We start from the raw sequence: 15,411 nt of genomic DNA on the forward strand, positions 1-15,411 counted from the left end.
TAATAACCTGGGGTTTGGGCTCTGCCGGAAAGCGGTTGCAGGCTTTCCCGTAAAGTTGCGGTGTTGGCAGTCTCATGCAGGCACTGCTGTAAAAGGGTGGTGACAACGGCCTGCGGTCAGGTGAATCCAGTTAAGGTGAATAATAATGCGGCTCCGTCACATAGAGGTATTTCAGGCCATCGTACAGACCGGTAGCATCAGCGCTGCAGCGCGCTTGCTGAATGTGTCCCAGCCGAATATCAGCCGCGTGCTGAATCATGCGGAACAGCAATTGGGTTTTGCACTGTTTGAGCGACGGATACAGGGAATGAGCGTCACGGCGGAAGGGCGACGCCTGCTGCCCGAAGTAGAAGATCTTTATCAACGTTTGCAATCCATTACTCAACTCACCGAACAACTTCGACGCGGCGAAGGGCAGATAGTCCGCGTGGGTGCGGCTCACGCGTTCGGTCAAATGGTGCTGGCACCCGCATTGGTCACCTGGCGACAACAGGTGGCCTCGGTCAGTGTCGAACTGGTCACGGAGCACTTCAAGACTTTGTGCCAAATGATTCTGGAAAATCAGCTTGATTTCGCCCTGGTGTTTGGTCAACAGGTGGATGCAGACCTTTTGGCTGAACCGCTGTTCCAGTCTTCCATGGTGGCGCTGCTGCCGCTCAATCATCCCCAGCATGAACCCGTTTCGCTGGAATGGTTATGCAGCAATAATCTGCTGATGATGCAGACCCAGGATCCGCTTGGGCGCGTATTACACCGCGCGCTGCGCGATAAAAAGCTGAATCCCGCTGTGTCACTGTCGATTAAAACCTATTCGGTGATTGCGGATATGGTCCTGGCAGGCGGCGGCGTGGGCGTCGTGGATCTGTTCACGGCATGCCGCTATGCCGACCAGCTAAAATTGCTCCCCGTCGCGCAACCGTTGCCGTTTGAAGTGATGCTGATCAGCCGTCGTGATAAACCCCAGTCACAGTCCACTCTGCAACTTAAGCAGGTAATACGTAACAGGCTGTGGGAGATTGCCCGACAGTGCGAAGCACAGTTTCTGGTTGAGAAAGCAAGCTAAAAACGGCTTCTGGTGAATCTGGTGGTACACCTGCTATCGGCAAAGGTTTGCGTCACTGTTTTGCCTTTTGAAACCTGTTCTGGTCGTCCCGGTGCAGTCATGGATACTTATTTCTTTTAAAGACATCCGGCGCTTTCTGTCCCCGTCAGTTGTTCCGGCAGGGACTGAGAAGGGCACACACTTTACTTCTGAATCCAGCAAGGGCCCGGCCTGCCAAAGAGGTATCCCTGCAGTAACGGACATTCATTCGTCTTTAGCCACTCCGCCTGTGCAGGCGTTTCCACGCCCTCTGCGGTCACTTCAACCTGGAGTTGACGGCAGAGTGAAAGAACGGAGCTGACGATGGCTGCCGCTCCGGAGTCCAGGTGCAGATCGTTGATAAACGACCTGTCTATTTTTATCCTGCTGAACAGTCCGGAACTGAGGTGGTTCAGTGAAGAAAAGCCCGTACCAAAATCATCCAGTACGATATGAATTCCGGTATCCCTGAACCTGCGAATCATTTCGTAACTGCCTTCGGGGTTGTCGAACAGCGCCGACTCGGTGATTTCGAGCTCCAGCCGGTTTGGGTGCAGCCCACTCTCAATAAGAACCGTTTTCACCCTGTTGGCCAGCTGTGGATCACGAAACTGACGGGGCGAGATATTAACTGCCACGCGTTCGTGCCCTGACCACTCCGCCATATCGTTGCAGGCTCGCTCAAGCGCGAATGCGCCAATATCATGAATAAGCCCGGTTTTTTCAGCAAGCGGGATGAACACGTCAGGCGAAACATTTCCCCTTACAGGATGATTCCAGCGCAGCAGGGCTTCATAGGAAACCACTTCCTCACTGATGCTGCAGACGACGGGCTGGTAAAAAATCTGCAGCTCACCGTTCTCCAGCGCACCACGCAGGTCATTTTCCAGGCTAAAGCGCTCTGCCGCCGAACTGGCTAGCTCATCGGTAAAAATTACCCAGCCTTTGCGCCCGGCTGACTTGGCAGCGTAGAGGGCGATATCGGCTGCCGATAACATGCTTTCGGCATCTCGCGCATAGCCCGGAAAGAGGCAAACCCCGAAGCTGCAACCCGAGGTGACTTTCCGCCCTTTCAGCATGAAGGGCTCCTTCAGGACCATCGTCAGGCGCGATGCTGTTTCGCTTGCGTCTTCTGCCGAGCTAATGCCGGGCAAAACGGCAACGAACTCGTCACCGCCCGTGCGGGCCAGAATGTCGCCCGGGCGCAGGACTGACAGCAGCCGTGCTGAAACCTCAATGAGCAAGGTATCGCCCGCCGCGTGACCCAGAACGTCGTTGACGCTTTTAAACCGGTCTATGTCAGACACCATGACCGCAAAGGGTTCGTCACCGTCCAGAAGCGTTTCAAGCTCAGGCATCAGGCCACGGCGGTTGAGAAGCCCTGTCAGCGGATCATGAAGGGCCAGATGGTTCGCTCTGACCGCAGCTTGATACTCTGCCGTGACGTCCAGTATGGTATACAGGAGATAGTCATCTCCGCCGCCCGAATTCAGCCTTTCGGCGGAAATCCGTAGTGAAAATTCCGGCTCATTATCGCCCGAAGAAACCGTTTCACTAAAGCCCTGGTCGGGAAGGAGGTCAAATGCCTGCCTGAACACAGCCGCGAGATTGTCTGGCAGGCCCGCAGGCAGGGCGGTTCGGGTATTCCCACTGCGTACTCGTTCTTGCAGACAGGACAAATTCATGGCCGTCGGGTTCGCGCGTATGATGTCTCCCGATGCAACGTCACACAGGATGAGCGCGCAGGGCGTGTGGCTGAATACGGCGTCGAGCACCTTATTTGTGTCTGATAACTCGGTTTCCCTTTTCAGGATAACTTTTTGAGCGATGCGGAGCGCCGCCCTTTCCTGATAGCCTTGTGAAACGTCCCGCACGATTTTGATAAAGGCCGCATTATCTTCATCGGACGGATTGAGAAATTCTATTTCAACTGATGCCCGAAACGCGCTGCCGTTTTTGCGCAGGCGCCAGCCCTCTCCTGTGAACTTGCCGCGCTCACGGGCCTCCCTCAGGTTGGCCTCAGGGATATTCCTGGCCTGCTCATCTTCATCATAAAAAACCGAAATATGCTGCCCTCGGATATCGCGGCTATCCCATCCCTTGATCTCACGGCATCCAAGATTCCAGCTCATCACTTCTCCGGTGGAAGACAGCAGATATATCGCACAAAGAGACGTTCTGGCCACGGCGGCCCCCAGTTGGTCATTGGTTACGGATTTCATGTGGCTATCCTTGATGAGTTCATCGACCTGTTCGGAGATGATCTGGCGTTAAAAACGATTATCGGCGCCGTTAGCCAGAAACAGAGACAAAAATTTGTAAAAATTTAGTTAGAGGCCATATTACGCCACCTGTCTGGACCAGCCCAATCATAATGCACACGGGACTTAGCAGCGTTCGCTTTTCGCTGTAGAGTCAGTCGTTTCACGCACAATTAATTTTTTAAAAGTCTGCCGCAAGTGACTTAATGCAAATCCAAACAGCGCTATCTGCTGTACGCATTCCGGAGGCACCGATCTCACCAATACGGTTATCATCCCGCAAAAAGCGCGGAAGCCTTTTGCCGCTATCCTGTTTATGTGTTTAGATTGATAGAAATCTATCATCACCAGGCTGAGTAATGAAAAAAATCTCTATGTCAGCGGTGGCACGAGCAGCCGGCGTGGGCGTCGCTACCGTGGATCGCGTGCTTAACAACAGAGCTTCTGTTAAACAGGAAACCCGGCAACGGGTCCTGCGCGCCGCTGAAGCCTTAGGCTACCGTGAAGACCTCATTAAGGTCATGACGCCGGACGCGACAGCGGCCAACATCCCCGTGCGCATCGGGTTCATTCTGCTGCCCAATAATTATTCTTTTTATCAGGTACTTTCAGAAGAAATCAGTCGATGCGCAGAGGGAAAACTGGCGACGAAACCGGCGTTTATGTGGGCCGATATTCACGCTGTGGAGAACGTCGTATCGTCTCTGGAAGCGCTGGCAGAACGCGTTGATATCATCGGGCTTGTTACTCTGGATCATCCGCTTATACGACATACAATTAAGCAGCTTTCCGCCTCAGGGGTGCAAATTTTCACGTTGTTTTCTGATCTTTCTCCCTGTGGTCAGGCGGGCTATATCGGGCTGGATAACCTCAAAGCAGGACGTACGGCGGGATGGTTTGCTGAACGCATGACAGAAAAAGAAAGTGTGATTGGCGTGCTACTGGGTGACCACCGTTTCAACTGCCAGGAAAGCTGTGAAATAAGCTTTCGTTCATACCTGCGTGAAAACAGAAAAGATGCCGTGGTTCTGGAGCCTCTCCAGACGCTTGAATGTATCAATGGGGGCTATCTGGCCGCGACGCAGCTGCTGAAAGACAACCCATTCATTACAATGATTTATGCGCCATGTGGTGGTGTGGAAGGGGTGATTAAAGCCGTTTCTGAAAGCCCGCGGGATGATATAAAAATTCTCTGTCATGGTCCGTTTATCGGCGATGAAATGGCGCTGATTGAGGGACAGATCGACATCATGATACGTCACCGCATTGATGCCGTGGCTGAAAAGATCGTCTCTGTTTTTATCAGCAGATATCAAGAGAACGATCGCAATCCGGTTTACGTTACCCTGCCTTTCGATCTCATCACTCGGGAAAATATCTGAATCACTCCGGCTTCTGCCGAAGGCTTACGCAGCCTGCATTTGATGTAAAACAATCAAATAAATGATATAAAAAAATCATGATCGCTATCAAATAACTCACTTCGAAGGGTTGCCGGTGTTAAAAAACCGGCGCAATACTGCGCGCATTGAGCCAGACGATTGCCGTCGGGGCGCTCAGTGTTCATCAGTGTTGCCGCATCCGGAGAAAAAACATCATGACGATTTCCATCGCGACTGCGCCCTGCAGCTGGGGAGTGGATGACCCGAAGAATCCTTTTCTTCCCCCCTGGCAGAGCGTGCTTAAAGAAGCCGCGCTTGCAGGTTATAAAAGCCTGGAACTGGGGCCGTGGGGATATTTGCCCGTCCAGCCGGATGCGCTAAAAGCTGCGCTTGCCGAATTCCAGCTGTCGATCGTTGCTGGCACCCTTTTCGACGATTTGGTGAGTGAAGAGAACTTTCCGGCCATGATCGCGCTGACCCATAAAATCTGTCACAACCTGAGCTTCCTTTCCGAACAGGGCAAACCTACACCTTATCTCGTCATCATCGATTTCGGCGATCCTGAACGGGCAGCCACAGCGGGCCAGTCTGAAAAAGCGCCACGACTGAACGACAGCGACTGGCAGACCATGATGAGACATATCACCGTTCTGAGTGAGATCGCCTGGAAAGAGTACGGTGTCAGACCGGTCATTCATCCCCATGCAGGCGGCTGCATTGAGTTTGCCGATGAACTTGAAAGGCTGGTTCGCGATATTCCTCATAGCGTTGCCGGCCTTTGTCTGGATACCGGCCATTTGTATTACGCCGGCATGGATCCTGTTGCTGCGCTGGAACGTTACTGGGACCGGATTGATTACCTTCATTTCAAAGACGTCAACGAGGTTGTCTGGCGTCAGGCCATCAAACAAGGGCTGGATTTTTTCACCGCCTGTGCCCAGGGCGTCATGTGCCCACTTGGCAGCGGCGCTATCAACTATCCCGATGTCCACGCATTTCTGCGCCAGCGCCATTATCAGGGCTGGATCACTATTGAACAGGAAAGGGATCCGCGTGATGCGGACACCAGCCTGCGTGACGTCACAGCAAGTCTGCACTATCTGCACTCAGTCGGTTTTTAAGGAGAAAGGTCATGATTAACGGCATTAAACCGCTTAAAAATTCACTGCGGTGGGGCATGGTGGGCGGCGGCGGTACCAGTCAGATTGGCTACATTCACCGTTCATCAGCACTCCGCGATAACACATTTACCTTAGTTGCCGGGGCGTTCGATATTGATGCTGCACTTGGCCGCGCCTTTGGTGAAGCTCTGGGCCTTTCCCCGGACCGGTGCTATGCCGACTATGAAACCCTGTTTGCATCAGAAGCAAAACGCGATGATGGCATCCAGGCTGTCTCGATCGCCACACCCAACAACACGCACTTTGCGGTCTGCTGCGCAGCGCTTGAAGCCGGTCTCCATGTGATATGTGAGAAACCGCTGTGCTTTACGGTGGAAGAAGCTGAACATCTGGCGAAGCTGAGCCGGGAGAAAAAGAAGATCGTCGGCGTGACCTACGGTTACACCGGTCATCAGCTCATCCTTCAGGCCAGAGAGATGATCGCGCAGGGATTACTGGGTGACATCCGCATCGTCAACATGCAGTTTGCACACGGTTTTCATCACGAAGCCGTTGAACAGAATAACGCCAGCACCAGCTGGCGCGTCGACCCGCGCTTTGTCGGACCCAGTTATGTTCTGGGTGATTTGGCGACCCATCCGCTGTGTATCGCTGAAACCATGGCACCTGAACTGAAAATCAGACGGCTGCTTTGCTCACGCCAGAGCTTTGTGAAAAGTCGGGCGCCTCTCGAAGACAACGCATTTGTTCTGATGGAATACGAGAACGGCGCAGTGGGAAATCTGTGGGCCTCTGCCGTCAACTGCGGATCAATGCATGGGCAGAAAGTCCGCATCGTTGGCTCCAGAGCCAGTATTGAGTGGTGGGATGAGCAGCCAAACCAGCTGCGTTTCGAAATTCAGGGTGAGCCGGTGCGCATTCTGGAAAGAGGCATGGACTATCTGCACCCGGCTGCTCGTGAAGATGACCGGATAGGCGGCGGTCATCCGGAAGGACTTTTCGAAGCCTGGTCGAATCTCTACCGACGTTTCGCGCTGGCAATGGATGCAACCGATCGGGGCGACGACGCATTCCTGAAAAACTTTTGGTATCCCGATGTCCATGCCGGCCTGGCTGGCGTCAGATGGGTGGAAAACTGTGTCCGTTCAGCCGACTCCGGCTCGGTGTGGGTGGAATGCTGAGGTCCTGGTCGTGAGAACCGGACTCAGCCTGTCACACAGGGTTGAGAACGCCTGACATTCGATCCGTTTAATGATTTTCGCTGCCTGAACCCGACTCAGGCAGCAAGAGACAACGCAAAGGTGGCATCAATGAAAATCGCTTTCGATGTAGATGTAATCAAAGATCTGGGCATCACCAAAATGGTCCAACAGGTGTCGGAATGGGGATACAACTACATTGAGCAGTCTCCACATCCGGAAATTAACCCTTTCTATAAGCATCCTCGTGCCAGCCGCGAGATCATGGCTGAGTATAAAAAGGCGCTGCGCGAAACAGGAGTGGAAATTTCATCGTTTATCTGTGTTTATCGCTGGTCTGGTCCCGATGAACTGCGCCGACAGGCGGCCGTTAAAAACTGGAAACGTATGGTGGAGATCGCCGTCGAAATGGGCGTACAGGTCATCAATACCGAACTGGCGGGCGATCCTAATCAACCCGAAATCTGCGATGAAATGTTTTACCGCTCAATGGAAACGCTGCTTCCGCTGTTCGAACGTGAGGGTATCCGTGTTGAAATTCAGGCGCACCCGTGGGACTTCTGTGAAGAGAGCGATGAGACTGTCAATATGGTCAAGTCGTTCAGGAGTGATAACGTTAAATATGTCTACAGCGTTCCTCATACCTTTTTCTATGATAAAGGAAAAGGCGACGTAGAGAAGATGCTCCGTCATGCCGGACACGATCTGTCCCATGTTCTTATTGCCGATACCATGAACCACACGAAGCATTGCCGTTACATCGTTAACCCACCAGGCGTGGATGCCACTATTCATCAGCACGTTGGCATCGGCGAAGGCGAAGTAGATTTTGACACGCTGTTCCGAACGTTGCGTGAAATGAAGTTTGCAGAGCAGACGTTCAAAGTAGGGGGAGAGCCTATTGTGGCCGCATCGCTTTTTGGTTATCCGGAAAAAATGAAGTATCAGGCCGTGGAAACCCGCGAGCGGATAGAGCGAGAATTGCTTACGCCTCATCCATGAGTGATGTGCCCGGTGACATGTAAAATTGCTGCCGGGCTTTAAAATATGCCTTCCCAGTATTTGCATGCCAGCGCCTTCCTGTAGAGCAGGCCATAATCAGCACCGTTGAAGCCGCACAAAGGTCGGGTGCCCCTTTGTCGTACTCGCCTGCTTGCCGCTGCGTTCAGCGATTTTACGCCTTTCTCTCCGATAATGACCGATGACCTTTTCTCTCACGCCTTACCACAGAAGGCTTAATCAGAATCAGGGAATGAGGGCTGATTTTTACACTGTGCAAATTAAGCTGGCTCAGAAGGGGGCAACCGCCCGGTAGATCACTAACAGATCGTCGCTATGTTGACGAGAGAGGCCAATGCAGGCCATGCGCTTTCGCATAGCCTGTCTCTGTGGTCTGCACCGCTACATCATTTGTGGCTGGCGAATAACGTTACCTTTATCAAAGCGTGAGAGCCGGTAGGGGGCAAGGTCGGTATAAACGGGCTTGTTCGTCATCATCTGCGCACACAGCAGTCCCGCACCTGGCCCGATGGCAAAACCATGACCACTAAAGCCAGAGGCAATAAACATGCCCGGGATCTGGCTCACTTCATCAATAACCGGCACCAAATCCGGTGTGGTATCAATCCAGCCCGCCCAGGCATAATCGACTTTTGTTCCCTCCAGCGCGGGGAACAAGCGGATTAATTCTGCCAGACCATCATTAACGATGCGTTTATCCGGCGTGGGATCGAGAACCCGGATTTTTTCAAAAGGGGAAGGCGTGTCATGAGACCAACTCCCCGAGGCTTCAGGGCCTGAAAAGAATGAGCCATTCAGCCGGATTTTCAGTTTCTTTGCCACTTTACTGCGGAACATAGGATAAAACTTTGCGGCATATCGGATGTTCTGCGGCGCCAAATCGATCTGGCCCAGGCCCGGAACGGCAACGGTATAACTGCCATCCAGACGGCGACGAACACAGAGTTGCGGCGTGCTCAGACAACCTTTTACAATTTCCGGGGCGGCGGTTGTTTTAAACACCGTGCCCAAAATATTGGCGGCGGGGAGTTCAATCCCATATTGTCTGCAAAAACGCGAGCTCCATGCACCGCCGCAACAGATCACCCGGCTGGCTTTGACTAACCCGCGCTCTGTCCAGACGCCAGAAACGCGTCCGGCGCTGATATCCAGTGCCCGTACCGCGCAACGCTGGAAAATGCTGGCACCCAAATTTTGCGCACCTTTTGCGATGGCCGGTACCGCCTGTGACGGTTCTGCGCGTCCATCCGTCGGCGACCACACGCCGCCACGCCAGGCTGTTTTGTCACCAATACGTTCCTGAGCCTCACGCGCGGACAACAACTGGCTGGTAAAGCCAATCTGCTTTGCCTGCTGGCCCCATTTTTCCCAACGCGCCAGGTCAGCGTCATTTAGCGTGCCATACAGGATGCCGTTGCGCCTGAAGCCCAGATCCATTCCGATTTCAGTACTGAGTTCATCCCAGCGCTGCAGGCTTCGTATCGCCATCGGCAACTCATGCAAATCACGGTTCTGTTGGCGCACCCAGCCCCAGTTTCTACCTGACTGCTCACCGGCAATCACGCCTTTTTCAAACAGCGCAACAGATACGCCTTGTTTAGCCAGTTCATATGCCGTTGACGTCCCCACAACGCCGCCCCCTATTACAACAACATCGACGGAGGTGGGGAAGAGGGTGCTGTCATTAACGCTATCGACCTTAATTCGCATGAGTTAACCTTGTTTCAAATATGATGTCGGGGCGGAATATGCATAATCCACAACACACGGGCTTCGGTATCGCTGTCGTTAAAAATGTTATGCGGCAGATGGCTTTTAAACTGAAAGCTGTCGCCCGCTTCGATGAAGGTCGTTTCACCATTCACCTCAAGCGCAAGCCGGCCCTCCATGACCACACCTGCTTTTTCACCTATCCCCGTCAGCATCTCTTCAGAACGCGTGCGGGGAGGGATGCTGATATACATGAACTGGATATCGTGTTCGCCGGACGGCGATAACATCTCTTTGCTAATGCCCTGCTTGCCAACCTGAAAATGCGGTCGCTCACGCCAGCGACGAACATAGTGTTCAGCACCTGGCCGCATCACCTCATGCTGTTCAAGAAAAGCGGTCAAGGGGACATTCAAGACCACCCGAAGCTGCTCCAGTACCCGTACCGTCGGGTTAGCCAGATTACGTTCAATCTGGCTAATTGCCCCTGCCGACACATTGGCCTGTTGCGCCAGTTCTTTGATAGTCATATTGCGAGACTTGCGTATTAATTTTAACCGTACGCCAATATTGATCTCGACGGCACTCAGATCCTCAGAGTGCATTAACGCTGTTTTCATCACCATGTTCCTTAAGGTTTCGTGCCTCCGTGCATGAAAGCGCGATTAGGGCATTCCCCACTTAGCTTTGATTTTTTGCAAAGTGCCATCCGCTTTCATCGCCGTCAGGGCGGTATTGATATCGGCAAGCAGCTTATCGTTGCCTTTTTTCACACCAAAGGCCATGGGCGCGATATGCTCGGGCTTATAACCATCCACCACATGCATGCCTTTGTACGCGCCTGATTTTTCCTGATATTTCATGATCGGGTAATCGTTCATGCCCGCCGCGATACGACCCAGCGACAGATCACGCATCATGTCTGCCGGACTGTCGTACACTTTCACCTCTTTCGGGATACCGCTCTTGATCAGAGCCTGCGTGTAATCGGTGCCTGTCATGGTGCCAACGATGTCACCTTTCAGATCCTGCTGAGAGCGATAGACTTTTTTGTTGTCATCACGCACAACCAATCCGGGTCCGAATGCGGTGACCGGCTGTGAGAACGAGATACGTTTTTCACGCTCGGGTGTTGGTGTCATCCCGGCCACGATCATGTCAATTTTGCCAGCAATCACAGACTGAATCAGCGTAGAGAAGGGCACAGCCGTAAAGTTAACATCCAGGTGCTGACGTTTAGCCACTTCGGCAGCCACATCCGGCATGAAGCCTTCAATCTTACCGGTTTTCGTATCCAGAAATGTCGTTGGCGCACTGGAGGGCGGCGAGCCTGCCGTTAGTGTGGCAGCGTGCGCACTGTAAGTGACACCGAGGGCAACAGACAATAAAGCCATAGTAACGTGCGACCGAATAGACATCACTCACTCCTGATTAACATGCGAACAATTAACTTCACTATAATGAAATTAAATCCCCTCCTGTCAATCTTTTCTTTTTAAAAATGCTGCGCCTCACAAATTAACATAAAACCCTTTGATTTCGGGGCAAAGTGAGCCTTCAATCCATTTTGTTACATGAATAAGTTAATGCTATGACGTCATCCGATGAAAAGTTTGACAATATTTACGGGTAGCCATATTCATTAAAATGAATTTTAGCCTCACACTCAACACCGGCGGGAGCGCATAATGGACTGGAGCAGTATTCACGTTTACCTTCCCTTTCTTTTGCAAGGGGCGGAAATGACAATTTATATCACGATCTTGTCCTTGCTCATCAGCACGCCGTTAGGTCTGGTGTTTGCTGCCGCAAAAATGTGTCCTTTTAAAATCATCTCCTGGCCCGTGAGCGTCATCATCAATATCACGCGTGCCTTACCGATGATTGTGGTGCTGTTTTATATCTATTTCGTTTTCCCCGATATCGGCATTACCCTGACATCGTTTCAGGCCAGCGTGGTCGGTATCGCTTTCTGCTTTTCTACCTTCCTCGCAGAGATTTTTCGCTCGGGTATTGAATCGGTCGATCGTGGTCAGCTTGAAGCGGCGCGCTCGATGGGCATGAGCTTCTTTAAAGCGATGCGGCGCGTCATCCTGCCTCAGGCTTTTCATGTCGCGCTGCCGCCGTATAGCAATACGCTGGTGATGATGCTGAAAGATTCTGCGCTGGCATCAACGATTGCGGTTACCGAAATGACCCGGCAGGGACAGCTTCTGGCCGCCTCAACCTTTGATAACACCACCGTATATACGCTGGTGGCGTTACTTTATCTGACGTTGTGCATGCCACTGCTGGCTTTCACTAAGCACCTTGAAAATCGTCAGAAAAAAGGAGCCTGAGATGATTGAAATTCGTGATGTCCATAAGCGGTTCGGTGCTGTCGAAGTGCTGAAAGGGGTAAGTTTCCGCGTCGATGAGGGCGAAGTGGTATGCCTGGTGGGGCCCTCCGGTTCCGGAAAATCGACTGTGCTGCGCTGTATTAACGGGCTTGAAACCTATGAAAGCGGCACCATTCGCGTGCTCGACCAGCATGTTGACAGTAAAAGTAAAAATATCAATTCGCTTCGGCGCCAGATAGGAATGGTTTTCCAACGATTTAACCTCTTTCCGCACCGTAGCGTGCTGGAAAACGTGATGGAAGGTCCGATTTACGTTAACGGTGAATCGCGCAGTAAAGCCGAAAAGATAGCCAAAGAGTTGCTGGAAAGAGTAGGACTGGCCGACAAAGTCTCCGCCTGGCCGTCGCAGCTTTCCGGTGGTCAGCAGCAGCGCGTGGCCATCGCCCGAACGCTGGCATTGCAGCCGAAAGCCATTCTTTTCGACGAACCGACATCAGCACTGGATCCGGAGTTAGTCGGCGAGGTTCTGCAGGTCATGCGCAACCTGGCACAGCAGGGAATGACCATGATCGTGGTCACGCATGAGATGCAGTTTGCAAGAGAGGTCGCCGATCGCGTCTGTTTCCTGCACAGCGGACAAATTGTGGAGCAGGGCCACGCTGAACAGGTGCTGTTGCGCCCTCAGGAGGCGCGCACGCAAGATTTCCTACGGCGGGTTCTGGGAACATCTGCGTCCGGAACAGGATGAGACGGGAGCAATTCTGTCACTCCTGAGACTTTTTAGCGCCTCAAGAAAGGGCATGACGCGCAAACAGCGGATTGATGACGTTACCGTGCAGATACACCCGCCTTGCTGATGGCCACAATCAGCGCGGTTCCGCCGAATCCCCATCCCCAGAATGTTTTCGCAGACTTAATTTTCCTGTCACAAGCGCCTTTAGCATTGTCAGTTCCCTGTCTGAATCCGGTTATATTCGGTCAACGACAGGCTCAAACAGAAACTTTCCTGACATTCTCTTTGAAGACACGCTACCAGACCGAAAGGATGGCCGCGTGTGCGTGAGGCCCGTCAGGTACGGGGAAAGCGTGTCCGGAGAAGGATAACCGTGCAGCTTCCGGATGATGCATTTACCCGGCATCAGTCGTCGGACAAAAAAAGGCCCGTCAGCATGAACGCGACGGGCCAGCACGGAGGCGACGAAAATATTTCTGACAACAGACACATCACAACGGAGTAACGTTAACCAATATTCTGCGAAAGACGTATTTCAGCTGCAGGGAGAGTTTATCGGGGCTTGCTGCCATTCTCTCTGGCCTGGTGCTCCAGGCATCTTATAAAATTCTCTATTATCTGCACAGAGTAAGTTATGGCCAGCAACTCTGCCGTGAGCTGGACATCCATACGCATCAGCGTCTCCATGACGCCGGGCTTGCTGAGGACCGGCTTCATATTTTTTACCCGGTCCATCAGATGTGTCCAGTTATTGATAAAGGTGTCCGGGTCAGCATAGGTTCCATCCCTCAGTTGCGTGTAAATCGCGTCAACATCCGCTTTCATTAGCCTGACGGCCTTAATCAGTCTTTCCTCGTAAGTGGGCTGGTTTTCATCAGACACGGAACGTTTCCACCATACCTCTCAGCGCATGCGCCTGCTCAGACAGTGACTGCGAAGCCGAGGATGACTCCTCGACCAGCGCCGCGTTGTTCTGCGTCACGCCGTCCATCTGACTCACGGCAACACTCACCTGCGAAATGCCCTGCATCTGCTCTGCGGACGCCAGGGAGATGTTATCCATCGCCTCAGCGAGCTCACCGACCAGGCCGACCACCTTCTGGATACTCTGTCCGGTCGATGAAGCTACGCCGACGCCGCTTTCAATCTGATCGACGGCCTGCTCAATCAGCGTCTTGATGTCCTTTGCGGCCGTCGCGCTGCGCTGTGCCAGCGTACGCACCTCTCCGGCTACCACGGCAAATCCGCGTCCCTCTTCACCTGCGCGGGCCGCTTCCACCGCGGCGTTCAGTGCCAGAATGTTGGTCTGGAACGCGATGCCCTCAATCACTGACGTGATGTCGCGGACTTTTGCGGCACTCGCTGAGATGTCCTGCATGGTCACTGACATGCGCTGTACGTCCGACCCGCCTGCGTGAGCCAGCTGCGCGGTCCCACGGGCGGACTCTGCTGTCTGCTGCGCACTGGCCGCGTTGCTCTTCACCGTGGCGGTCAGCTGCTCCATGCTGGCGGCCGTTTCCTGCAGCGCAGCCGCCTGCTGTTCGGTGCGGGATGACAGTTCAGTATTACCCTGCGCGATTTCGTCCGAGGCGAGGGCCACAGAGGCAGAGGTCTCTTTAATCTGCGACACCAGGCCGCGCAGGTTGGCCTGCATGCTGTCAAGCGACGCCAGCAGGCTGGTCGTGTCGTTGCGGCGAAGCACGACCGGCGATGTGAGGTCGCCGGCCGCAATGGTGGCGGCCAGTGCCTGCGCCTGGGCAGGCTCACCGCCCAGCTGGCGCATTAGTACACGGACAACCAATACACAGGCCCCGACACTGATGAAAATGGATGCACCGGCCAGAAGGATCAGGATGAGAGATGAGCGTGAAGTTGAAGTGCTGTTCTCCTTCACCTCAGCAAAGCTTGTCTTCTGCTGTATCCCTGTCACAACCTGCAAATCGCTGAGCATTTTATCCTGCACGGGCTGGACCTCTTTTGTCAGACACTCAAAGAAGTCTTTATCGCGATTGGCCAGGCCAAGCTGACTGGCCTTTGCAAAAATGGCAAAAAAAGAGGCCTCTGTATCGGTCAGTCTCTTGAAAGCGTTCCGTCCTGCCGGAAGAGAATCGATCTTCAGCAAGTCACCAAGAGCCTGGCGGTTAGCGCTATATTGCGCCTGAGTTTTCTGCATGCGCTCTGCTACGGGTTTCATTGCCACAGGATCGCTCAGCAGCCCAAGCGTTCTGACGTCTATGGACATCTCTCTCAGTTCACCGAGCATGTCCTGCGCAATTTGGTACTTTTTCATTTTGATGTTTACGATCCTGTCCATTCCTTCCCGGGCTTTATAGAGCGCATTCAGCGCAGTACCGGTGCAGATGATGAACAGGAAGATAAGCAGGCCGAAACCTGCAGCAAGGCGAGTCGATATTTTCATGTCTTTTCTCGTTATATAGGGCGTTCTGGTGTTGGTTAATCTTTGCCGGACGTCAAGAGCAGTCCGACCGGATTAATCCTAGATGGGTTTTTGCATTTAGTGCTTATTTCGCCCCAGTATTACTGAGAATAATCTGAAAAAAATTG

13 protein-coding genes are annotated in these 15,411 nt (G+C 53.0%); 7 read left to right on the plus strand and 6 right to left on the minus strand.

Translation table 11 applies throughout. The features are described from left to right. Positions 1–145: 145 nt before the first annotated feature. Positions 146–1,063, plus strand: a complete 918-nt coding sequence (locus PAGR_RS22205) for a LysR family transcriptional regulator (protein WP_014333158.1) — start codon at positions 146–148, stop codon at positions 1,061–1,063. 182 nt (positions 1,064–1,245) lie between these two features. Here PAGR_RS22205 and PAGR_RS22210 read toward each other — a convergent pair whose 3' ends face one another. Beyond that, positions 1,246–3,303 (minus strand): putative bifunctional diguanylate cyclase/phosphodiesterase, encoded by a 2,058-nt coding sequence (locus PAGR_RS22210; protein WP_013027882.1) that lies wholly within the window; start codon positions 3,301–3,303, stop codon positions 1,246–1,248. A gap of 398 nt (positions 3,304–3,701) precedes the next feature. Between PAGR_RS22210 and PAGR_RS22215 the strand changes: the two genes are divergently transcribed. The 4 genes from PAGR_RS22215 (at position 3,702) to PAGR_RS22230 (ending at position 8,046) form a co-directional block, all read left to right on the plus strand. Further along, on the plus strand, positions 3,702–4,724 hold the full coding sequence (locus PAGR_RS22215) for a LacI family DNA-binding transcriptional regulator (RefSeq protein WP_014604638.1): 1,023 nt from the start codon (positions 3,702–3,704) through the stop codon (positions 4,722–4,724). Positions 4,725–4,939: 215 nt separating this feature from the next. Beyond that, positions 4,940–5,845 carry a TIM barrel protein gene (locus PAGR_RS22220; RefSeq protein WP_014604639.1) on the plus strand — a complete coding sequence of 302 codons (906 nt, stop codon included), beginning with the start codon at positions 4,940–4,942 and terminating at the stop codon, positions 5,843–5,845. Positions 5,846–5,856: 11 nt separating this feature from the next. After that, positions 5,857–7,026 carry a Gfo/Idh/MocA family protein gene (locus tag PAGR_RS22225; protein WP_014604640.1) on the plus strand — a complete coding sequence of 390 codons (1,170 nt, stop codon included), beginning with the start codon at positions 5,857–5,859 and terminating at the stop codon, positions 7,024–7,026. A gap of 129 nt (positions 7,027–7,155) precedes the next feature. Then, positions 7,156–8,046: a sugar phosphate isomerase/epimerase family protein gene (locus tag PAGR_RS22230; RefSeq protein ID WP_014333163.1), complete on the plus strand. Its 891-nt coding sequence runs from the start codon at positions 7,156–7,158 to the stop codon at positions 8,044–8,046. 399 nt (positions 8,047–8,445) lie between these two features. Here the strand turns inward: PAGR_RS22230 and PAGR_RS22235 are convergent, their stop codons facing one another. The 3 genes from PAGR_RS22235 to PAGR_RS22245 are packed head-to-tail and all read right to left on the minus strand — an operon-like array spanning position 8,446 to position 11,192. Further along, positions 8,446–9,774 carry an NAD(P)/FAD-dependent oxidoreductase gene (locus PAGR_RS22235; protein ID WP_014604641.1) on the minus strand — a complete coding sequence of 443 codons (1,329 nt, stop codon included), beginning with the start codon at positions 9,772–9,774 and terminating at the stop codon, positions 8,446–8,448. Between the two features lie 14 nt (positions 9,775–9,788). Further along, positions 9,789–10,394, minus strand: a complete 606-nt coding sequence (locus tag PAGR_RS22240; RefSeq protein WP_014604642.1) for a cupin domain-containing protein — start codon at positions 10,392–10,394, stop codon at positions 9,789–9,791. A 45-nt stretch (positions 10,395–10,439) separates the two neighbouring features. Then, entirely contained in the window at positions 10,440–11,192 is a 753-nt protein-coding gene (locus tag PAGR_RS22245) for an ABC transporter substrate-binding protein (protein ID WP_014333166.1), read from the minus strand. Positions 11,193–11,462: 270 nt separating this feature from the next. On the opposite strand from PAGR_RS22245, the gene PAGR_RS22250 reads away from it, so the two are divergent. Together PAGR_RS22250 and PAGR_RS22255 are read left to right on the plus strand one after the other, a co-directional pair. Beyond that, positions 11,463–12,113 (plus strand): amino acid ABC transporter permease, encoded by a 651-nt coding sequence (locus tag PAGR_RS22250; RefSeq protein ID WP_013027890.1) that lies wholly within the window; start codon positions 11,463–11,465, stop codon positions 12,111–12,113. Between the two features lies 1 nt (position 12,114). After that, positions 12,115–12,861: an amino acid ABC transporter ATP-binding protein gene (locus PAGR_RS22255; protein ID WP_014333167.1), complete on the plus strand. Its 747-nt coding sequence runs from the start codon at positions 12,115–12,117 to the stop codon at positions 12,859–12,861. 537 nt (positions 12,862–13,398) lie between these two features. On the opposite strand, the gene PAGR_RS22260 is transcribed toward PAGR_RS22255, so the two are convergent. Together PAGR_RS22260 and PAGR_RS22265 are read right to left on the minus strand one after the other, a co-directional pair. Continuing rightward, entirely contained in the window at positions 13,399–13,728 is a 330-nt protein-coding gene (locus tag PAGR_RS22260) for a hypothetical protein (protein WP_013027892.1), read from the minus strand. Then, on the minus strand, positions 13,721–15,265 hold the full coding sequence (locus tag PAGR_RS22265; protein WP_014604643.1) for a methyl-accepting chemotaxis protein: 1,545 nt from the start codon (positions 15,263–15,265) through the stop codon (positions 13,721–13,723). The genes PAGR_RS22260 and PAGR_RS22265 overlap by 8 nt, the downstream gene beginning before the upstream one ends. Positions 15,266–15,411: the final 146 nt, after the last annotated feature.

Source organism: Pantoea ananatis PA13 (assembly GCF_000233595.1).
Classification (GTDB): domain Bacteria; phylum Pseudomonadota; class Gammaproteobacteria; order Enterobacterales; family Enterobacteriaceae; genus Pantoea; species Pantoea ananatis.